Origin of the sequence: Sorangium sp. So ce296 (assembly GCF_051529605.1) — a bacterium.
Classification (GTDB): Bacteria; Myxococcota_A; Polyangia; order Polyangiales; family Polyangiaceae; genus Sorangium; species Sorangium cellulosum_D.
Window position 1 is genome coordinate 13,050,667 of sequence record NZ_CP150325.1, and the last position, 19,801, is coordinate 13,070,467.

A 19,801-nucleotide genomic window follows, 5' to 3' on the forward strand; every position below is an offset into this window, starting at 1 on the left:
GGGCTCGGAAGGTGCCCGCCCGCGCAGGGCGCCAGCGGAAGCCCAGCCCGAGGCACGCTGACAGCCTCAGAGGAGCGCGCGGAGCGGGAGCAAGGCCGGCCGCTTCGGACGAGGCCGAGAGCACGGCGGCATGGCCGAGAAGCTCGGCAAGGGAGCACGGGGCGAGGCAGGTTAGCCCGGTTGCTGCATCAGCGCGCGGAACTGCTGCAGGATGGGATGGTTCGGCACCTGCTCGGCAAAAACCTGTAGGGCGTGCCCAAGGAGGCCGCCGGCCTCCCCCTGCTGGCCGAGGCGGAAGAGCAGCATCGCGAGCGCCACCTCGGTCTCGGCCGAGTGGTACTGGTCGAGAGTGCCGAAGCACTTCTTCTCGATGGTCAAAACGCGGCGGTAGTGCTCCGCAGCTTGCTCGAGCTCTCCCTCATCCTCCAGCACTCCCGCTAGAGCATGCAGCGACGCAGCCACTTCGGGATGCTCCTCTGTACCGTGCACCTTGGCATCGATGGTCAGGGAGCGCTCCAGCGCCTCGCGCGCTCCCACCAGGTCGCCCTGCGCCCTCAGCACGCCGCCTAGCGCGTGCAGCGACGCAGACACGTCCGGGCGCTCCTCCGTGCCGTGCACCTTGACCTTAATCGCCAGCGAGCGCTCCAGCGCCCGGCGCGCTCCCGCCAGGTCGCCCTGCGCCTTCAACACGCCGCCCAGCGCGTGCAGCGACGCAGACACGTCGAGGTGCTCCTCCGTGCCGTGCACCTTGATATCGATGGTCAGGGAGCGCTCCAGCGCCTGGCGCGCTCCCGCCAGGTCGCCCTGCGCCTTCAGCACGCCGCCCAACTCGTGCAGCGACGCAGCCATGGCGGGGTGCTCCTCCGTGCCGTGCACCTTGATCGTGATCGCCAGCGAGCGCTCCAGCGCCCGGCGCGCTCCTGTCAGGTCGCCCTGCACCCTCAGCACGCCGCCCAGCTCGTGCAGCGACGCAGCCACGTCGGGGTGCTCCTCCGTGCCGTGCACCTTGGCCTTGATGCTCAGCGAGCGCTCCAGCGCCTGGCGCGCTCCCATCAGATCGCCCTGCACCCTCAGCACGCCGCCCAGCTCATGCAGCGACGCAGCCATGTCGGGGTGCTCCTCCGTGCCATGCACCTCGGCCAAGATGCCGCGCGAGCGTTCCAGCGCCTGGTGCGCTCCCGCCAGGTCGCCCTGCACCCTCAGCACGCCGCCCAGCGCGTGCAGTGACGCAGCCACGTCGGGGTGTTCCTCCGTGCCGTGCGCCTTGATGAAGATGCCACGCGAGCGCTCCAGCGCCTGGCGGGCTCCCGTCAGGTCGCTCTGCGCCTTCAGCACGCCACCCAGCTCGTGCAGCGACGCGGCCACGTCGGGGTGTTCCTCCGTGCCGTGCGCCTTGACCGTGATCGCCAGCGAACGCTCCAGCGCCTGGCGCGCTCTCTCCAGATCGCCCTGCACCATCAGCACGCCGCCCAGCTCATGCAGAGAGGCAGCCACGTCGGGGTGCTCCTCCGTGCGGTGCACCTTGGCCCTGATCGCCAGCGAGCGCTCCAGCGCCCGGCGCGCTCCCATCAGATCGCCCTGCGCCCTCAGCACGCCGCCCAGCTCATGCAGAGAGGCAGCCACGTCGGGGTGTTCCTCCGTGCCATGCACCTTGGCCAAGATGCCGCGCGAGCGCTCCAGCGCCTGGCGCGCTCCCGCCACGTCGCCCTGCGCCATCAGCACGCCGCCCAGCGCGTGCAGCGACGCAGCCACGTCGCCGTGCTCCTCCGTGCCATGCACGCGGAGGAGAAGCCCATGGCCTCGCCGGATGCGTTCCACAGCGCGGGACGGAGACCGCCCCGCCATGAACTCGGCGTAGCCGAGCCACTGATGCCCGAACGCCGACTCCGGCAGCGCCTCTACATGACGCTCGGCCAGCCGGAGATTGTGGGCGTAGAGACCTGCACGGTGAAGCGCGGCATCGATACGGTGCGCGAGGCGCTCCGCGCGCGCCACATGCCCGCCCCGCAGCGCGTGATCCCACGCCGCCTCGGTGCGCTCGAGCCACGCCACGCCCGACGTCCCCTTCGCAGCCAACGCCTCCCAAGCTTCCGCCGCCGCTTCATGCCACTGGGCGGCATCGTCCGCCGTGAATCGCGCCTCGACCAGCGGGCTCACCCGGTACGCTCGCGCCCCGTCGAGCTCGCCGACTTCCAGCAGCCCCCAGCTCGCCAGCACGTCCAGGTCCCGGTCGAGGTCGACGGCGAGCCCCTCGGCGAGCGCTGCGAAGGCTTCCTTCGGCACCGCGTCCTCAAAGACGCGCGCCCGCTTCACGAACTCGAGCGCCGGCTCACCGAAGGCCGCCCGGGCCTGCTCGTAGGCCATGTGGCGCAAGAACAGCTCCGCCAGCTCGGCGTGCTTCTTCTCGCTCGCTTCATCGCCCGGCGCCCAGACCGGCAGCTTCGCCGATGCTCGGGCAGCAACGGCCGCTAGCTCCTCGTCGGTCTTGCCCCCGAGCAGCGCGCGCGCCCACGCAAGCACACGCGCGTTGCGCCCCAGCCGGTCGGCAAGGTCGTGCCAGCCCTCGAGCGATACCTTGGCGAGCTCGTTCGACGCCCGCCCGCGCGCCCAGAGCTTTCTCACGGCCGCGTCGTCGAGAGCGCCGACCGGCACGAAGGCGAGCGCCCGCTCGTTCGCCCACGGCACCCGAAATTCGGCCGTCGACGTGATCATGAGCTTCGGCTTGCCGGTCGCGCACGTGGGCAGCAGCGCCTCGAGCAACGCGACCGCCTCGGGCTTCACCAGCCAGGGGCCGCTCGTGCCTGGCTCCAGGTTCTGCTCGAAGTCGTCGAGCACGACGACCACAGGCCGCCTGCGCCAGTGATCCATCAGGCGCCGCACACGCTGGAACACCCGCTCATCGGTGCGGCCGAGCAGCTTCTCCGCGGTCCCGTCCCCTCCGCCGACCGCAACGGCTTCCTGGAACGCATCGAGCACGGCGCGCTCGTCGATCGCGCCGTGCACGACCACCACGCCGAGCTCCGGCGTGTGCTGCTTGGCGCGCTCGATGGCCCGGCCCACCACGCACGACTTGCCGACGCCCTTCATCCCGAAGACGCACGCGCCCGCCACGTCGCGCGCCCCGCTCTTTGGCTCCAGATCCTGCCCGCGAACGATGACGCGGAGCAGTCGCTGCACGAGGCGCCGCCGGCCCACGAAGCCCGTCTTGAGCACGCGCATGCGGCTGCCCAGGAACCTGTAGACCTCATCGCGATCGACACGCTCGCTCAGCGGCTCAGCGCGATCGTCAACGCGGAATCCAGCCGCCGAACCGCTGACGAGGTGCAGCGTTCCCCAGGCATGCGCGGGCGCGGGCGTGCGCTCCTCCTCGCGCCGCATCTGCTCGCGGGCGCGGTACATGGCCTCGACCGGCGTCTTGCCGGCGCCGATCTGCTCGTACAGCACCGACGCGGCCAGCATGGCGATCCCATCGCCGACCGGGCGCGTCCAGCCGACGACGTTGGGCGCGCCCGCCGCGACGAGCTCCGCCGCGAAGCTCGCGACCGAGCCGCGGACGTCGGCGCTGTTGCAGCACGAGACCATCACGAGCTCCGGCATCGCCTTCGCCCGCTCCAGCACCTCGATGAGCTCCGCCGGCTCGACGTCGCGCCGGGCCCCGAACGCGTCCTCCAGGACGAGCCGCGGTCCGTCGGGCGTCTGCACCCCGTGGCCGCTCAGGTGCAGGACGTCGAAGCGCTCGATCAGCAACACGTCGCGGAGCTCCTCCAGCGTGCCCCCCTCGACGACGCGCAGCCGGGCGCGGCGCCGCTCGGCCATGGGCGCGATCGCGACGAGCAGCTCCTCTTCTTCCCGCTCGAAGTCGAGCTCGGGCCGGGCATCGTGAGGAGAGAACGCCATGAACGCGATGCGCAGGCCGCCGCCCTCCAGCACGCGAGGAGCGGCGAGGTCCTGCGAACCGAGCTGCAGGACGACCGTGAGCGGCGGCGCGCCGCGGCGGCGCGTCTCCGCGAACGGCAGGAGCTCCCACCGCATCCACGTGGCGGGGTGCGCGCGCAGCGCGCCGCGGTCGTCGCTCCGCGCGCGCACGACGAGATCCAGCCGGCGGCGCTCGGCGTCCGCCCTCGCGATGCGCTTCCCGAGGGCGCGCTCGGGGCCGTCGAGCAGCTCGACGAGGGCGGCGCTCAGGGCCGCGCGGGTCTCGACGATCGCGACGCTCTGGCGCTGACCTTCGGCGAGGCTTACCGCGTCGGTGAGGCGGCGGAGGTGCGCGATTTCCTCGGGGCGAACGGCCTTGTTCCTGGGCCCAGGCGCCTCGGTCCAGCTCAGGATCAAGGCGCCCCCCGGATCCAGCCGGAGGTCGACCATCGCGGGCAGCGACCTGGACATTCGCGGTATCGTACGCGACGGGGGATGCACGGTGAAGGGCGCGGTCGGGGCGCTGGTCCTCGACGCCGGCCGCAACATCGGCCGGCCGCGCAATGGCGTTCAGGGAATGCGGCTCATCCAGCCGACCGTCGGGAGCTCATCGCGACTCCCGAACTCACCCCTCCGCCGTCGGCGCGGCCTGGGCGAGCGGATCTCGGTACACGTCGTCGACCGACAGGGTGCACCCGATCGCCTGGAGCTCCGCCCCCTCCCCAGCACGCGCCTCCCGGAGCGTCCACGAGCCATCCTCGTTGCGGTGGAACACCTCGATGCGCGGCTCGCGCTGCGAGGCGAGCACGTATTCCCGGAGCGAGGGGATCCGCCGGTAGTGCGCGAACTTCTGCCCCCGATCGTACGCCTCCGAGGTGTCGGAGAGGACCTCGATCAGGACGATCGGGTTGAGCGCGGCGTCCGTGTCCTCGGGATCGCACTCGAGCCTGCTCCAAACGACGCTGACGTCCGGGTACGTGGAGAGCCCCGTCGCCTGCACCCGGACGCGTAGGTCTGAGGAATAGACCACGCAGGGCCGCCCGCGGAGGTGCGCCCGGAGCTCGGCGCCGACGCTCAGGCACAGGCGCGCATGCTCGGGCGTCCCGCAGGCCATCGCGAAGATTTCGCCGTTCAGGAACTCGTGCTTCGTCGGGCTCGCCCGCTCCTGGTCGAGATACTCGGCGTACGTCCAGATGATCTTGCGCGCCGGCTCGTTCATGGTCCTGCCGAGGATGCCACGCGGGCTCCTCCAAGAGCCAACGGTGCCGTGAGACTCCTCCGAGGGGCAGGTCTCGTCGCGCTGCCTCCCCCGGCGAGTTCACTTCGGCTGCGCGGCCCGCATCGCCTGCTGCTCCTCCTGCTGGTTCCGGTACGCCTCGATCACGGCGTAGGCCGCCGCGGCCCCCACCCACGCGCGGCCCTGAGGCTGCGCGGCCGGGGGCGCGGCCGTCGGGGGCGGCGCGGCAGCGGGAGGTGGCGCGGCAGCAGGAGGCGGCGCGGCAGCGGGAGGCGGCGCCGTCGGAGCCGCTCCGGCCGGGGGCGGCGCGGCATAAGGGCCGGCCGGCGCCTGCACCGGCTCGCACACGCAGCCCGCCACGGCGCGGTCCACGAGCACGAAGGCGGACATCCGCATCCCGAGCGAGTAACAGGAGCTGGCGCAGTGGGTCGGCCCGCGCTCCGCGGACTCGAGCTCGGCAGCTGTCTGATACCCCCGGTTGCAGCCGCCCAGCGCGAGCGCCCCGGCTGCCATGACAACGAGCACGAACGCCGATCGGTGACCCATGAGCGGCGGACTACCCGGGTCCGCGGGAGACGTCAACGAGCCGGCGTGCACCGCACCGGCAGCCAAACCCCCGCGATCTCGGGGGCTTCATGGGCCGTCCTGCCCAAGGGCGTGCCGCCGTGTTACCCTGTCGCCGTGTCGGATATGCCCGGTACCGAAATCGAGCGGTCTAGCTACGCCCTGGAGACCCTCTACGAGCACCAGGATCATGATTTCGTCATCGACACGGTCCCGCACGTGATCGCCTGGTTGCCCGGCCGCGGCGAGCCGCAGGATCAGCAGCCGTTCCTGTTCCAGATGGATGTCGTCCGCCCGAGCGGCGCCGAGCCCAGGTCCATGGAGCTCATGCTCGATTGGAGCATGGAAGCCCTGGAGAGGCGTGACATCGATCTGCGCTCCAAGATCGCGCGGCTGCGCTCCGGCCGCACCGTGGATCGCGAGCGCATCACGGAGAACGCGGCCTATGGGCTCGCGCTCGTCGCCATCTCGGCGCTGATGCCAGGAAGGCGGGTGATCACCATGTGCAAAGGAGAGGCGCCGGACTTTGTGCTCGACGCGACCCCAGGGGCGCTCTGCGGCGTCGAGGTCGCGGGGCGGTCGTCAGGCGGCCTCTCGGCGCTTCGTGCAGTCCGCTTGGAGAAGGGCGCCCGGTTGACTGCCAGAAACGACATCGCCGAGGTCCACCTCTCGCTCTGGTGCGCGGCCCCGCGGGTCAGCGAGCTCTACCAGGTGAAGCCATGAAAACGCACGATGGGTACGTCGCCTTGCTGGCCTCCGGCGGAAAGCGGAAGCTCAGGGCCAATTCGCTGCTGGCCTACGGAGACGAAGAGAGCCGCTTCGAGGCAGCCGTGCTGTTTCACGAGGCGGCCGAGATCGAGAGGCGCGCGCTCTCGCTCCTGGAAGATGCCGCGCCAGAGACCCGGCTCAGGGCCGCTGTCGAACGGTGCGCGTGCCTCGTCATGGGCCTTGACGTCGTGGAGGCAGCGCGCGCCTTCCGCGAGGTGGAGGAGGCCAGCGCGGCCGTGCCTCAGGAGACCGCAAACGCGCACCGAGATCGGCTCGATCCTCTGTACTTCGCCGCGCGGCAGGATCTCACGGAGCTCCTGAAGCGAGCGCCCGTCCTGGTCTCATCCCGGTTCCGATGGGAGCAGATCGCCGAAACCGACCGGTCGCGCGCGCGCGCCGAGCTCGATGCGCTCCTTCAGCGCTTTCCAGGCGAGTCGACGTTTCACCTCGTCGATGCCAGGGCAGCGCTCGACGCGCGCCGCTTCGACGATCTCGGCCGGGCCGTGCGACGGGCACACCGGCTGTGCCCGGACAACCCGCTCCTCCGGGCTTACATGCTCCTCGTGACCGCCCAGTCCATCGCCTACCCCGGCTCCGCGACGACGCGCGAGGAGGCCGAGGCCGAGCTGGACACGGCCTATCAGGAGCTGAACCGCGAGCCCGCGGACGGCGTCGTCTACCTGGGCTTCATGACGGCGTCCCTGGCCGCGTTCCTGGCCGCGTTCTACGCAGGTGAGGATGCCGCCGAGGCCCACGGCAAGCGAGCTCGCTGGGCTGCGGAGATCGCAGCGCAGCGGCGCTCGATCATTTCCGAGGACATCGGCAAGTACATCGAGGCGGCGGGGCCCTTGATCGAGCTCCTGACAACACAGCCGCAGATGCTGACGGCCATCATCGAGAACACTCTCCGCGAAGCCCTCCTGAACAGCGACGTCGGCCGAGCGTCGGGCGAAAGCCTCCAGCAGCCGAAGGCGGCCAGCCTGATCCGAGGGGTCATCTCGCAAGCCTCTCGGTGGCTGACGCCGAGCGCGGAGCTCGCGGAGCTCTCGGAGCTCGCGCTCGCGGCCTAGCCAGGCAGGCCGCCGCACGCGCGATCTCCTCCTCGGGCCCGCGCAGCTCACCCCGGCCGCATGGCCCGCCGCCTGAACAGCGATCGCGACGGCCCCTCGCCATCGCCCTCCTCACCGCTCTCCCCGCGGCCCTATCCTGGGCGCCATGCCCACGATCCAGAGCACCGCCGAGATCGACGCCGCGCCCGACGAGCTCTTCGCGCTGTCCCAGGACTACGATCTCCGGCTCGAGTGGGACCCGTTCCTCCGCGAGATGCGCTACCGCGACGGCGCGACCGCGCCCGCCGTCGGCGTGCGGGTGTGGGTGCGGGCGAAGAACGGGCTGTCCATGGAGGCCCGCTACATCACCCTGAACCCGCCGGAGCAGGTGGCCATCACCATGGTCGACGGGCCTCGGATCTTCCGCCAGTTCTCGGGCGCGTGGCTCTTCAAGGCGCTGTCGCCGCGGCGGACCCGCGTCACCTTCCGCTACAACTTCACGGCGCGCCCGCGCGTCCTCGCCCCGGTGCTGGAGCCGGTCCTGGCGGCCGTGCTGAGGCGCGACATCGAGCAGCGCCTCGCCGGGCTCAAGCAGAGCGCCGAGACGACGGACATCCTGCAGCGCTTGCCGCGGCGCGGCCCGGCGGCGACGTGACGCCGCGGCGAGGCGGCGCTGCCGGAGGAGGCCGCGCCGCCGCACGAGACCGCGCCGCCGGAGCTCGGCGCGAGGCGCGCTCCGCAGACGCGCCCTACCGCGCGGCCGCCCGCGTCCGGCGAGCGCGCGCCCGAGCGAGCGCGAGCCCAAGCCCCGCGAGCGCCAAGGCGAGCCCGCCGCCCGGCCGCCGCTCGCCGCCGACCCCGCAGCCGCCGCCATCGTCCACCGGACCCGGGTTGGGCGCCGCGCCGCCGCCGCCCCCGCCGTCCCCGCCCGCGCCGCCCGCGCCCGGCTCGGACGGGTCCGCGACACAGGCGTGCGCCTCGAGGTCGCAGACCTCGCCGTCGCCGCAGTCCGCGTCGCTCGCGCACGCCACGCACTCCGGCGTCCCCTCCACCAGGGCGCAGCGCGGCGTCTCGCCGCGGCACGGGCTGCAGGAGGGCCCGCAGAAGCCGTCGACGGCGCACGGCGCGCACAGCGCGGCGCTGTTGCAGTAGGCGCCCGCCGCGCAGCCGGTCGCCTCTCCAGCCTTGTCGACGAGCTCGCGGCTGCACTGCGCACAGGAGGCCTCGTCCGGGTTCGCGTCGCCGCTCGACAAGGCCTGATAGAGCGACGCCGGCTCGACGATGGCGAAGCCGGACTCCTCGAGGCTCACGCTGCCAGTCTCTCCGGCGCCGAGCTGAAAATCCTCGAACTCGCCGACCAGCAGAGACACCTCGAGCGCCGAATGCTCGGCGATGCCGGCGTAGAGGACCTCGACCGGATACAGGCCCTCCTTCGCGAACGTGACGGTGTTCGTCATGCGCCACGTGGTGAGGCCGAGCTTGAGGGGCTGCGCCAGCACCGGATAGGCGGTCTGCTCCGCGTCGTAGAGCACCAGGGCCACGGCGTCGTCGGCGAAGATGCCGAAGTGGACCGGCTGATCGACGTGCTCGGGCGACACGGCCAGGTAGCCGCGCAGGCGCATGCCGAACGACACGTTGGGCTCGTTCGACGCGAAGTCGCACCCTCCCTCCGAACAGTCGGGGACCGCGTTGACGAAATCGCCGAAGCTCCACTCGTTCCCGGCGGCGTAGTTGTTCGAGAAATCGAGCGGCGCGCTCACCACGAAGCTCTCGATATCGGTCTGCCCCGGATCGAAGAACGCGGTCATCTTCTCGATGAAACCCTCGGCCGTGGCCGGCGAGACGTAGAAGTCGGCCTCCGGGTCGGTCGATATCCTGTGCGCGCCGCACAGGCCGGCGCCCTTCTCGGCGGGGAGCGGTGCGACCGGATCGCCGGTGATGCTCACCGGCTCGGCGCTCGCGGAGCCCGAGGCTCCGAGCGCGAGGGAGAGGGCGATGACGGAGGAGACGGTAAGGGAGGAAGGTCGGGGGGACATGGACGCTCCTTGCGAAGAAGGGAGTGCAGCCGGCGCAACCGGCGCAACCGGTCGCGAAAGCTGCATGGATGCTGGTCGACATCACCTGAAGGCGACCGCGAAATGGTACACGGGCACCCCGGCCTCCGACCACGAAACGGGGAAAAGCACAAATCCGCGCGCCCGTTCGCCAGCGCGCGGCCGCGCTCTCGCACGACACGCGACGCGCTCCCTCCCCTCACCCGAGCCCCGCCAGCGCGGCCCGGGACGCCCCCGCCTCCGGGTGGCGCAGGCGCTCCCGCAACGCCGCCGCCTCGGTCAACAGCTCCCGCCCGCGCGCGAGCTCCTCGGCGCGCGCCGCCGCCGCGCGCGCCACGCCCGCCCAGTGCAGCGCGTCCGCCCTCGCCCACGCGTCCTCGCCCGCCCACGCCACCGCCGCGTCCGCGAGCGCCGCCGCGGACGCCGCCGCCCCCGCGCCGCGGGCCAGCGCGCACCGCGCGGCGACCACCGCGAGCCGCGCGCGGAACGGGCCGAACCCGCACGTCTCCGCCACGTGCAGCCCCTCGAGCGCCTGCCCCGCGCCCTCGTCGGGCCGCCCGGCCGCGAGCGCGAGCCGCGCCGCGAGCTCGTGGCACCGCAGCGCGACCTCCACCTCGCCCGTCGCCGAGGCCCAGCGCCGCGCCTCGGCGAGGTGCGCCTCCGCCTGCGCGACGCGGCCGTCGTCCGCGACGCCACCTTCGTCGCCGCCTTCGCCGCCGTCCAGCAGCGCGAGGCCGAGCAGCGTGTGGCCGTGCGCCACGTGGCCCTCCCAGCCCCGCCGCCGGCACTCGGCGATGTTCCGCGCCGTGGCCTCGCGCGCCCTGTCCCGGCGCCCGAGCGCGAGGTCGTGCTCCGCCTCCCAGAGCGCGCGGCGCGCCACCGGCGCGTCGCCCAGCTCCCGCACCCTCGCGAAATGCTCGCCCGCCGCGTCGACCTCGCCGAGGTCGTGCAGCACCGCGGCGAGCAGCGCCGCGATGCGCACCGCCTGGCCGCTATCCGAGGCGCGCGCGCCGCTCGTCGCGCCGCGCCGATCGACCTCCGACCCGCGCTCGAGCAGGCGGCGCGCCTCGGTCAGCCGGCCGCGCAGCCGCTCCGTGTACGCCAGCGTGCGCAGGCCGGTCGCGAGCGGCGCGGGATCGGCGAGCGCCCCGGCGATCTCGTTGTGCGCCGCGTAGCAGGCGCACGCGAACGCGAGATCGCCGAGCGCGCCCGCGTAGAGGCCCGCGTCGTACGCGAGCGACGCGCGCACGCGCGCGGGCAGCGAGGCCGGCATGCCGCGGGGGTCGTCGCCGCCGGCGAACGCGCGCAGGATGCGGGCGCCGCGGGCCATGTCGCCGAGCTTGAGCCCGAGGTGCGCGAAGCCGCCGAGGCCGAAGGCGTAGATCTCGTAGGCCTCGCTCGCGCGCCCGGCGCCGAGCAGCTCGGCGAGGATCGCCTCGTACGCGTCGACCGCCCGGCGCTCCCGCGGCGCCCGGCGCGGCGCCTCGTCGAGGCGCGGCGGCGGCGCGGCGCTCCCCGCGGCGTGGATGCGATCCGGCGGGACGGCGAGCAGCGACTTGAAGTGCTGCCGCACGAAGGGGTGCGTCGAGTAGCCGAGCTCGCCCTGCCGCGCCGCGAACACGAGCCCCAGCCGCTCGAGCCGCGCGAGCCCGCGGGCGAGCTCCGCGGCGCCCCACCCCGCCATGGCGCCCGCGATCTCGCCGCCGGCCCGGACCAGCTGGAGCAGCGCCGCCTCGCCCGCGCCGCCCGGGAACACCGAGAGGCGCGCGAGCAGGTCCCGCTCGCCCGGGGGCAGCGCGCGCGCGTAGGCCGACAGCACCGAGCTCAGGCGGCGGGCGAGGACGTCGTCGCGCTCGGCCTCGGCGAGGTGCGCCGCGCCCGCCGCGGAGAGCCGGGCCGCGTCGCCGCCGAGGAACGCGCCGACGTAGGAGCCGACCACGGCGACCGAGAGCGCGTGGCCGCCGGTCTGCTCGAACAGCGCGCGGAGGGCGTCGCCGTCGCCGCGGATGCCCCAGCGGCGCAGGAGCGACGCGGCGTCGCCCTCGCCGAGCGGCTCCGGCCGGATCGTCGCGAGCCCGCCGTCGGCCCAGGCGGCGAGGTCCGCGAGCTCGAAGCGCGACGTGACGAGCGCGCGCGCGCCGCCGAGCCCCGCGGCGATCGCGCAGAGCAGCCGGCGGAGGAGCGCGTCGTGGAGCTCGCCGTGCGCGCGGCCGGCGCCCCCCTCGGCCTGCACGGTCTCGAGGCCGTCGAGCACGAGCAGGTGCGGCGGGCCCTGCCCCAGCGCTTCCTTGAGGCGCGCGAGCTGCTCGCCGGGCGGCGCCGGGGCCCGCGGCGCCGCCGCGCCGGACGCGCCGGGGCCCGGCGCGAAGTACGCCGCCGCCTGGTCGAGGAACGCCTCGGTCCTGGGGTCGTCGTAGAAGCTCCAGACGAGCACCCCGCCGGGGCGCGGGGCGTCGCCGAGCCCCTGGAGGAAGCGCTCGGCGATGGAGGTCTTGCCGGCGCCGCCGACGCCGAGGAGCGCGATCACCGGGGGCGAGGGCGGCGAGGCGGCGGCCCACGCGGCGAGCCGGTCGAGGATCTCGCCGCGCCCGACGAAGTGCCGGGCCCGCTGGAGGGTGTGCGCGTGCAGCGGGCGCCACGCCGGGGCGGCGCCCTGCGCGGCGGCAGGCGCGATGGGCGGGGCCTGCGCCTCGGCTGCGGCGGCTGCGCCGGCGGGCGCCTCGTCGGCCCTGGCGGGCGCCTCCTCGGCCCTCGCGGGCGCCTCCTCGGCCCTGGCGGTCGCGTCTCCGGCCCTGGCGGCCGCGTCCCCGGCCCCGGCCGTCGCCTCCCCCGCCCCGCTCGCCGCCGCGCCCTCCGCCGCCGGCGCTCCCCCCGCCTCGCCGACGAGCAGGTCCGCCTCGGCGAGGCCGAGCTCGGCGCTGAGCCGCTCGAGGATGCGCCGCCGGGACGGGCTCCGGACCGAGAAGCCGAGCCGCGGGTCGTTGACCGCGCCCGACTCGTAGCGGCGGTACGTCCGCACGTCGACGCCGATCGACGCGGCGACCTGCTCCTGCGTCAGGTCGAGCTCGAGGCGCGCCCGCAGCAGGAGCGCGTGGTTGAAATGGACCGCGGGCTCCGCGCCTCGGCCCGCCCTGGGGACCTGTGCCATCGCTGCGCGCCCTCGATCATCGGCGATGCCGCGCCGTCCTGTCCACCGCGCTGCCCGGTCCTGCCCGGTCCTGCCCGGTCCCGCCCTTCCGGATCCGGTCCGCCGGGACGCATGGTCGACGCATGAGCACGATGCACGCCGAACGACCCGCCCAGCGAACCTCCACCACCGACGACCTCCGCATCTTCACCGTGACGGACCTGCTGTCCCCCGAGGAGTGCGACGGCTTCATCGCGCGCGCCGAGGCGCACGGCTTCGAGCAGGCGCCGATCGGGGGCGGCAGCGTCATCAACCTCGAGGTGCGCAACAACGGCCGCGTCATGCTGGACGATCCGGCGCTCGCGGCGCGCCTCTGGGAGCGGCTCGCGCCGTGGACCCCGCCGACCTGGGGCGCCCTCCGCGCGGTCGGGCTCAACGATCGCTTCCGCTACTACCGGTATGCCGAGGGCGAGTACTTCAACTGGCACGGCGACGGGTCGTTCCCGCGATCGGAGATCGAGCGGAGCCTGTTCACCGCGATGATCTACCTGAACGACGACTTCGAGGGCGGCACGACCGACTTCTGGGGCGGCCAGAGCATCGTCCCGCAGCGCGGGATGGCGCTCGTGTTCGAGCACCGGCGGCTCCACCGGGGCGCCGCGGTGACGCGGGGGCGCAAGTACGTGCTCCGCACCGACGTGATGTACCGGCGCGGCTAACGCCCGGCGCCGCGCGCCCGGCCCCGCGCCCTCATTCCGGCCGCGGCGCGCCCGGCCCCGCGCCGCGCGCTCCTTCCGGCCGCGGCGCGCCGGCCAGCGCCTCGGCGAGGCGCGGCAGCACCTCGCCCGCCCGGGCCTCGACCTTGAGCGCGCCGAGCTCCTCGCCGCGCGCGGACCCCAGGTTGACCATCGCGATCGGGATGCCCCGCTGCGCGGCGCGCAGCACGAAGCGGTACCCCGAGAAGACCGCCAGCGAGGAGCCCACCACGAGGAGCGCCTCCGCCGCGTCGACCAGCGCGAACGCCGCGTCGACGACCGGCCGCGCCACGTTCTCGCCGAAGAAGACGACGCGCGGCTTGAGCGGCCCGTCGCAGCGCAGGCAAGGGGGCGTCTGGAAGCCGGCCACGTGCTCGGCGGGCAGGTCGGCGTCGCCGTCGGGCGCGACGTCGGCCGCGAGCCGCAGCCAGCCGGGGTTGCGCGCGAGGAGCCGCTGCTGGAGCGCGGCGCGCGGCTCCATCGCGCCGCACGCGAGGCACGCGACCTCGGCGAGCGTCCCGTGCAGCTCGATGACGCGGCGGCTGCCGGCGGCGTGGTGGAGGCCGTCGACGTTCTGCGTGATGAGGCCCTCGATCAGCCCATCCTGCTCGAGCCGCGCGAGGGCGCGGTGCGCCGGGTTGGGCTCGGCTCGCGAGAACCGCTCCCAGCCGATCACGGCGCGCGCCCAGTAGCGCTGCCGGATCTCGGCCGAACTCGAGAACTCCCGCCCCTGGATCGGGTTGCGCGCGCGGCGCCGCGTCTCGGGACCGCGGTAGTCCGGGATGCCGGACTCGGTGCTGCACCCCGCCCCGGTCAGCGCCACGAAGCGCTTGCCGCGCAGGAGCGCGATGAGGTCGTCGACCGGGTCCGCGAGGAGCGCGTGGCTGAGCGGCATGGGCCCCCGTTTGTGACCCGCCGCCGGATACGCCGCCAGCCGCCCGCGCGCCGGCACGACGGCGCACGCCGGCGGGCTCGGCGCCGTCGCGCCGGCATGGCCGGGCCCGGGCGGGCGGGAGGGCGAGGCGCGCACGTCGGCGAGCTCGCCGCGCCCTCCCCGATCTGCCGCTGGAGCATGGCCCGGCCCCAGTAACACGAAATCTTCGATTCGTGCTACGGCCTCACCCCGGGTGTGTTATGGGTCGCTCACCTGCTCGCTCCTCCTGTCTTCGACGCTGCTTCGACCGGAGCCGGTCGGCTCGCGATGGCGAGGGAGCCCTGCAGGCGAAGGAGCCCTTGAGGACATGGCGTCTCGACTCACTGGCGCGCTGTGCGCGACGTTCGCTTTTGTGCTGCTGCTCGGTTGTGGTGACGACGATTCCGGCAAGGACGAGGTCGTCGCCGAGGAACCGAACCAGGGTGTCCCTTACCTCGGCGTGGACGGCGAGTTCACGTCGGACCCGCTGGCCCCGGAATGCCCCGACGATCCGCGCAATCCGGGGCGCGTGGCCCTCAAGGAGATGAGAGAGATATCGTTCTACAGCGACCGAGAGGGCGAAATGCCGCTCGCCGAGGGATGCGCGTACTCCTACGAAGGCTTCGCGCCGGATCCCCACTACTTCCCGGAGTCGCCGGAGTCGGTGTGGCTCCAGTTCGCGCTCACCGCCGGCGGGGCCGGCTGCGAGGCTTTCCATTACGTGATCATGCGCCCGCCGCATGGCGAGGGCGCCGCCAAGCACATGCACCTGCGGTACGGAGACGCCGAGTCGAGCTTCACCCAGCTGCTCGACATGAGCCAAGGCGACGAGCAGGACGCCGACGCGTGCAACCCCTGGTGGAGCGCGTACTGCTCGGCCGGGATCGAGGGTTGCGGCGGCTGAGCCTGGGTGAAGATCAGCGGCAGATCCGGCTGCCTCGGGCTCGACCTCGCGCGCTTCCTGAACGAGCGCGGACTCGGGATCGTGTCGCTGGCACGACATTCTTCTCTCGTGACAGACGTTCATCAGCACGGCTGTAAGCGATAGGCGCACATCATCGCGGCGGTCCGGAGGCAAGGGCGCGCGGCCCGCGCCGCCTCAGCGCCTCGCGGAGCTGCCGCTGAGGAGCCGCTCGACCTCCGCCTCGTGCTCGGGGCACCCGCGGGCGAGGAGCACGATCATCGAGGAGCCGTCGTCCCGCGCCTCACGCGCGAGCACGAACTGGGCGGAGGTCTCGAGCCGCGCGCCGCGCGCGCTCGGGTCCTCCGGCGTCACGCGCACCCGCGCGGCCATCAGCAACCCCTGATGGAACTCGAAGCGCGCGGAGACGGGCGCCCTGGCGGGCGCCGCCTCGCCCCGCGACCACTCGATCGAAGGCCCGGCGCAGCCCGGCGCCTCGCTCCAGCGGCCGGCCGGCCCAGCGTCGAAGCGCCGGACGACCTCGCTCGCCGTCATCCCGAGCTCGATCCCGTGCATGGCGAAGGCGCCGGTCGCCGGCGGAGCGAAGGAGAGCGCCGTGAGGGTGACGATCCCCAGCGCCGCGGCGATGAACGCGGCGCCGAGCGAGCCGCCCCCCATCCACGCGCCCCGCCCTGCAGTCGGCTCACCTGCGCTTTTCGACCCGCGTAAGGACACGGCGCGCGTCCTCCGTCTCGTAGAAGTCGAAGGCGATGCGGTCGCCGACCTCGATGCCGTCGAGCTGCGACGGGCTCTGGGGCTCGAACGACATCGTCATCGCGCCCATGTAGCCCGGGATGTCGTCGTGCGCGATGTTGACGTAGGCGCGCCCCGGGCCGAGCGAGCGGACGGCGCCCGTCGCGTGGTGGACGCGCGGAGCGGCGGTGGACGCCTTCGAGCACGAGAGCGTGAGGCTCGTCGAGATCGCCGCCCCGAGCAGCAGGGACCGCGCGAGGTGCGCGGCTCGGAGGCGAGAGCGCATCGTTCGATTCATGTCAGCTCCTTCGAGGCCAGTCGCTCCGCGTCGCGGACGAGCTCGTTCATTCGTTCTTCATCGCCGATCTGGTAGTAGCCACGGATACGGCCCTGCCCATCGACAAGGACGAACCATTCCCCGTGCATGATCGCGCCGAGCCCGGCCGACGGGTCAGCTCGCTCGAAGCGCACCTTGAATCCCTTCACCACGACGCGGTTCAGCTCCTCGCTCCGGCCGGAGAGGAACGACCAGGCGCCGCGGCCGCTGCTGTAGCGCGCCGCGTACGAGCGCAGCACGTCGGGTGTATCGTTCTCCGGATCCAGCGTGATCGAGATCAGGTGGATGGGGAGCGCCTGTCCGCGCGCCTCGCCGCGCTGGGCCAGCCGCTCCTGGAACGCCGCCATCTGCGCCGAGAGCCTCGGGCACGACACGGGACAGCTCGCATAGAAGAAGTCGACGATCAGCGTCTGACCGCGGAGCGACTCCCGCGTGACGGGGCGGCCGTCCTGGTCCGTCATCGAGAACGCCGGCATCTCGCCGAGCACGGGCGGCGAGGCGGGCGCCTCGCGCGCGCGCGACACCGCACCGAAGACGGCGAGCCCCGCGAGCGCAGAGACCCAGAGCCCGATCTGCACCGGCCGGAGCCGCCCGCGCCGGCGGGCCGGCGCTCCATCGCCGGCCGAGGATGACCCAGGAGACGTGGAGCAAAGAACCTCGTTTGGCATGCGCGCGACAGTAGGTGTTGCAAGGTGGCGCGGGCAATGCGTCACGGTGTCGCATCCCCTCGAACGATGCAGCGATATCTCGGCCTTTGGCGAGCCCGTGGCGGCGCGGGGATGAGCGCGACATCGTGTCGCAGGGCCCTTGCGGCCGGTCGCGCTAGCCTGTCTCACCATGACCCAGCGAGAGCGCGGCGCATCGGCGGATGACCCGGCCCATTCCACTCACGGCGCGCGCGCGGTGGGCTCGCCCCTGCGTCTCCGGCTTCTGCGGAGCTCACGCTGGCGCCGCGCGGCGGCGCTGGCCGCCGCCATCGCGGGCGTCGCGCTCAGCGGCAGGGCCGAGCCGGCGACGCCCAGCGAGGCCGCCACCGAGCTCGTCGACTCGACCCCCGCGCCCGGCGAGAAGGCGCTCGCGGCGCGCCTGCTCGCGCCTTGTTGCTGGAATCAGACGCTCGATGTGCACGAATCCCCGGTGGCGAGCGATCTTCGTCGCGAGATCCGCGCCCGCCTCCGCCGGGGAGAGGCCGCCGACGCCATCGAACAGGACCTCGTCGTTCGTTATGGCGACCGCCTCCGCGCGGCGCCTTCGTCCGGCGTCCTCGGCAAGGTCGCGCTGGCATTGATGCTGGGCATCGCGGCGACCTTCCTCGGGGTCTTCGCCCTGCTGCGCTCGTGGAGGCGCGGCGCCGCGCAGCCAACCCCGCCGAGCGGCGCCGCCGCGGGGGCCGTTCGCGACGAGTATGACGAGCGCCTCGACGACGAGCTCCGGGCGCGCGACGCGTGAGCACGCCCCCGCTGGTAAGGCGGTAGTCGCTCCCCTCGTCCGGCTTCCTCCGCGACATCTCGCTTGACCTGCGCGCCGCACCGCAATATGTAGTGCCTCGTGTTGGTGCCCTTGGCTTCGGCCCAGGGCTCAAAAGGGAACCCGGTGCGAATCCGGGGCTGCCCCGCAGCGGTAAGCGAGAACGATCTCCACGACGAGCACTGGCCTTCGGGCCGGGAAGCGGTGGACCGTAGGAACCCGGCGAGAGCCGGAGCGCTCGCGAGCCCGAAGACCTGCCAACATCCTGCGTCGGGGAGACATCCCGCGCCGGTTTGACCTGGAAGCCTCGAGGGAGGCGGGGAGGTCCGAGCTGGCGCTGACGCACGCGCCGTCCCGGTTCCGATCCGTCCCCCGAGCTTTCTTTCGCAATCGCCCGCGGGGGCGAAGGGTCGGTCCGATGATCATCTCCCAAGGTTCAGCGCCGCCGCGCGTCGCGGCTGGCTCTGCGCGCATTTCTGCATCTTCTGTCGCCGCAGCGCTCCTCCTGCTCTCGCCGCCGGCCTTGGCGGACGCCTTCGACGAGTACGCGGGGAACACGTCGTATACGTTCGACCTACCCGCCATCGCCGACGGGTGGTCCATAGCCCTGGACGGGTTCCCGACGACATCCGAGGAGATCGATGGATACGAGCTGGCCGGGCGGCTCCTCGTCGCCAACGATCAGACCTTGTACCTCCAGAGAAACTATGGCTCGAGCGTCTACGTGCCCGTCGCGACGCTGAGCGACGGGCCGATGGATCCGAGCTTCCTCGCCATCTCGCCGGACGGCAGCACGATCGCGCTCGGCGTCGGCTACGGGGCGCCGCTGCTCGTGTTCCCGAGCTCGATCCTCAGCGTCACCTCGCCGCCCGACCTGCTCGGCCACGGGGGCGTGATCGAGCTCGACGTCAACTACTACGACGGGGCCTGGTACGGTAACGACACGCTCGTCATCAACGGCGGCTGGAGCGGGCCGAGCGGCTACACGAGCGGCGTCTACGCCCTCGATCTGACCGCGCCGCAGATCGCGGAGATCCCGCTGATCACGAGCATCCCGGGCGCCTCCGGGGGGATCGCGGTGGACTCCGCGGGCAACCTCGTCACCGGGATCGGCTATCAGACCTCGCCCAACCGGACCGGCGAGCTCAGGATCTGGGCGGCGGCCGACATCCAGGACGTCATCGACGGCACGGCGAGCGCATACGTCTACGGCGGCAGCGAGGGCTCGCTCCTGGCGAGCAACGTGCTGAACGCGGCGGCGCTCGGCTTCGACGGAGACGGCGCCCTGCACGTGGGCGGCGGGGACGCATTCGGCGTCGGCGGCACGAGCGAGAATGGCTATGCCGCGCTCATCCGCGCCAGCGTGGTCGCGAGCGTCGTCGGGGGCAGCCAGACGCCGGTGAACGAGGGGAGCTCGTCGCAGTACCTCGAGCTGACGCCTGATGCGTGCGAGGACGACAACGCGACGTCGCCCATCGCGTTCGTCGGCCACACGCGCGCCCTGGCGATCGCCTGGAACCCGTCGGGCGACGAGTACTCGTCCCCCGCGGGGCAGTGCTACTCGGCCGGGAGCGCCTCGGATTTCTGGGAGATCGGGGTGACGCCGAAGGTGACGCTCTATTTCCCCGACGGCGCGCCGGACGCCGACAGCGACGGCGTGCCCGACGGCGCGGACAACGCCTACCTCACGGCGAACGCGGACCAGCGAGACACCGACGGCGACGGATTCGGGAACATCGCGGACGCGGATCTCGACAACGACGGCGACGTGGACACCGCCGATTACAACATCCTGGTGGCGTCGTGGAGCACCCAGCTGGGCAACCCCGGGTACAACCAGCACGCCGACTTCAATGGAGATGGGAGCGTCAACACCGGCGATTACAACATCTATCTCGCGCGGTACGGCACGTCGGCGCCGTTCTACTGATCAGCACGGGGGCGCGCGCCGCGCCGGGTTC

General features: G+C 73.1%; 16 protein-coding genes and 1 riboswitch. Of the genes, 7 read left to right on the top strand and 9 right to left on the bottom strand.

The genetic code is table 11. The features are described 5' to 3' along the window. Positions 1-171: 171 nt before the first annotated feature. The 3 genes from WME98_RS48185 to WME98_RS48195 all read right to left on the bottom strand — a co-directional run bounded on the left by WME98_RS48185 (position 172) and on the right by WME98_RS48195 (position 5,698). The gene (locus WME98_RS48185; RefSeq protein ID WP_437948280.1) at positions 172-3,930 is read right to left on the bottom strand and encodes a tetratricopeptide repeat protein; all 3,759 of its coding nucleotides are present in this window, start codon (positions 3,928-3,930) and stop codon (positions 172-174) included. 610 nt (positions 3,931-4,540) lie between these two features. Beyond that, positions 4,541-5,134, bottom strand: a complete 594-nt coding sequence (locus WME98_RS48190; protein WP_437948281.1) for a Uma2 family endonuclease — start codon at positions 5,132-5,134, stop codon at positions 4,541-4,543. 99 nt (positions 5,135-5,233) lie between these two features. After that, positions 5,234-5,698, bottom strand: a complete 465-nt coding sequence (locus tag WME98_RS48195) for a hypothetical protein (RefSeq protein WP_437948282.1) — start codon at positions 5,696-5,698, stop codon at positions 5,234-5,236. A gap of 144 nt (positions 5,699-5,842) precedes the next feature. On the opposite strand from WME98_RS48195, the gene WME98_RS48200 reads away from it, so the two are divergent. The 3 genes from WME98_RS48200 (at position 5,843) to WME98_RS48210 (ending at position 8,188) form a co-directional block, all read left to right on the top strand. Continuing rightward, complete coding sequence (locus WME98_RS48200) at positions 5,843-6,439, top strand: hypothetical protein (protein WP_437948283.1); 597 nt, start codon at positions 5,843-5,845, stop codon at positions 6,437-6,439. After that, positions 6,436-7,554: a hypothetical protein gene (locus tag WME98_RS48205; RefSeq protein WP_437948284.1), complete on the top strand. Its 1,119-nt coding sequence runs from the start codon at positions 6,436-6,438 to the stop codon at positions 7,552-7,554. The genes WME98_RS48200 and WME98_RS48205 overlap by 4 nt, the downstream gene beginning before the upstream one ends. A 145-nt stretch (positions 7,555-7,699) precedes the next feature. Continuing rightward, on the top strand, positions 7,700-8,188 hold the full coding sequence (locus tag WME98_RS48210) for a type II toxin-antitoxin system RatA family toxin (RefSeq protein WP_437948285.1): 489 nt from the start codon (positions 7,700-7,702) through the stop codon (positions 8,186-8,188). Positions 8,189-8,282: 94 nt separating this feature from the next. On the opposite strand, the gene traA is transcribed toward WME98_RS48210, so the two are convergent. After that, positions 8,283-9,569 carry an outer membrane exchange protein TraA family protein gene (gene traA, locus WME98_RS48215; protein WP_437948286.1) on the bottom strand — a complete coding sequence of 429 codons (1,287 nt, stop codon included), beginning with the start codon at positions 9,567-9,569 and terminating at the stop codon, positions 8,283-8,285. 217 nt (positions 9,570-9,786) lie between these two features. Then, complete coding sequence (locus WME98_RS48220) at positions 9,787-12,735, bottom strand: helix-turn-helix domain-containing protein (RefSeq protein ID WP_437948287.1); 2,949 nt, start codon at positions 12,733-12,735, stop codon at positions 9,787-9,789. A gap of 122 nt (positions 12,736-12,857) precedes the next feature. On the opposite strand from WME98_RS48220, the gene WME98_RS48225 reads away from it, so the two are divergent. Next, positions 12,858-13,433 carry a 2OG-Fe(II) oxygenase gene (locus WME98_RS48225; protein WP_437948288.1) on the top strand — a complete coding sequence of 192 codons (576 nt, stop codon included), beginning with the start codon at positions 12,858-12,860 and terminating at the stop codon, positions 13,431-13,433. A gap of 31 nt (positions 13,434-13,464) precedes the next feature. Here WME98_RS48225 and WME98_RS48230 read toward each other — a convergent pair whose 3' ends face one another. Further along, a complete protein-coding gene (locus WME98_RS48230; RefSeq protein ID WP_437948289.1) occupies positions 13,465-14,364 on the bottom strand; it encodes an NAD-dependent protein deacetylase in 900 nt (299 codons plus the stop codon). 346 nt (positions 14,365-14,710) lie between these two features. Between WME98_RS48230 and WME98_RS48235 the strand changes: the two genes are divergently transcribed. Next, positions 14,711-15,286, top strand: coding sequence for a hypothetical protein (locus tag WME98_RS48235; RefSeq protein ID WP_437948290.1), 576 nt, complete (start codon positions 14,711-14,713; stop codon positions 15,284-15,286). A gap of 195 nt (positions 15,287-15,481) precedes the next feature. Here WME98_RS48235 and WME98_RS48240 read toward each other — a convergent pair whose 3' ends face one another. The 3 genes from WME98_RS48240 to WME98_RS48250 are packed head-to-tail and all read right to left on the bottom strand — an operon-like array spanning position 15,482 to position 16,951. Further along, complete coding sequence (locus WME98_RS48240; RefSeq protein WP_437948291.1) at positions 15,482-15,961, bottom strand: hypothetical protein; 480 nt, start codon at positions 15,959-15,961, stop codon at positions 15,482-15,484. A 25-nt stretch (positions 15,962-15,986) separates the two neighbouring features. Then, entirely contained in the window at positions 15,987-16,334 is a 348-nt protein-coding gene (locus WME98_RS48245) for a copper-binding protein (protein WP_437948292.1), read from the bottom strand. After that, positions 16,331-16,951 (bottom strand): SCO family protein, encoded by a 621-nt coding sequence (locus WME98_RS48250; RefSeq protein WP_437948293.1) that lies wholly within the window; start codon positions 16,949-16,951, stop codon positions 16,331-16,333. Before WME98_RS48250 ends, WME98_RS48245 begins: the two co-directional genes overlap by 4 nt. Before the next feature lie 259 nt (positions 16,952-17,210). Here WME98_RS48250 and WME98_RS48255 point away from each other — a divergent pair, with 259 nt between their 5' ends. Both WME98_RS48255 and WME98_RS48260 read left to right on the top strand, forming a co-directional pair. Next, positions 17,211-17,822 (top strand): cytochrome c-type biogenesis protein, encoded by a 612-nt coding sequence (locus WME98_RS48255; RefSeq protein ID WP_437948294.1) that lies wholly within the window; start codon positions 17,211-17,213, stop codon positions 17,820-17,822. An 86-nt stretch (positions 17,823-17,908) separates the two neighbouring features. Then, positions 17,909-18,116, top strand: a riboswitch (cobalamin riboswitch). A gap of 247 nt (positions 18,117-18,363) precedes the next feature. Beyond that, on the top strand, positions 18,364-19,770 hold the full coding sequence (locus WME98_RS48260) for a dockerin type I domain-containing protein (RefSeq protein ID WP_437948295.1): 1,407 nt from the start codon (positions 18,364-18,366) through the stop codon (positions 19,768-19,770). The last annotated feature ends 31 nt before the right edge of the window (positions 19,771-19,801 follow it).

Bases quoted from the DNA above. Each gene is read 5' to 3' on its own strand.
- WME98_RS48190 (WP_437948281.1), bottom strand. From the start codon at position 5,134: ATGAACGAGCCGGCGCGCAAGATCATCTGGACGTACGCCGAGTATCTC.
- WME98_RS48195 (WP_437948282.1), bottom strand. From the start codon at position 5,698: ATGGGTCACCGATCGGCGTTCGTGCTCGTTGTCATGGCAGCCGGGGCG.
- WME98_RS48200 (WP_437948283.1), top strand. From the start codon at position 5,843: ATGCCCGGTACCGAAATCGAGCGGTCTAGCTACGCCCTGGAGACCCTC.
- WME98_RS48205 (WP_437948284.1), top strand. From the start codon at position 6,436: ATGAAAACGCACGATGGGTACGTCGCCTTGCTGGCCTCCGGCGGAAAG.
- WME98_RS48210 (WP_437948285.1), top strand. From the start codon at position 7,700: ATGCCCACGATCCAGAGCACCGCCGAGATCGACGCCGCGCCCGACGAG.
- traA (WP_437948286.1), bottom strand. From the start codon at position 9,569: ATGTCCCCCCGACCTTCCTCCCTTACCGTCTCCTCCGTCATCGCCCTC.
- WME98_RS48220 (WP_437948287.1), bottom strand. From the start codon at position 12,735: ATGGCACAGGTCCCCAGGGCGGGCCGAGGCGCGGAGCCCGCGGTCCAT.
- WME98_RS48225 (WP_437948288.1), top strand. From the start codon at position 12,858: ATGAGCACGATGCACGCCGAACGACCCGCCCAGCGAACCTCCACCACC.
- WME98_RS48230 (WP_437948289.1), bottom strand. From the start codon at position 14,364: ATGCCGCTCAGCCACGCGCTCCTCGCGGACCCGGTCGACGACCTCATC.
- WME98_RS48235 (WP_437948290.1), top strand. From the start codon at position 14,711: ATGGCGTCTCGACTCACTGGCGCGCTGTGCGCGACGTTCGCTTTTGTG.
- WME98_RS48240 (WP_437948291.1), bottom strand. From the start codon at position 15,961: ATGGGGGGCGGCTCGCTCGGCGCCGCGTTCATCGCCGCGGCGCTGGGG.
- WME98_RS48245 (WP_437948292.1), bottom strand. From the start codon at position 16,334: ATGAATCGAACGATGCGCTCTCGCCTCCGAGCCGCGCACCTCGCGCGG.
- WME98_RS48255 (WP_437948294.1), top strand. From the start codon at position 17,211: ATGACCCAGCGAGAGCGCGGCGCATCGGCGGATGACCCGGCCCATTCC.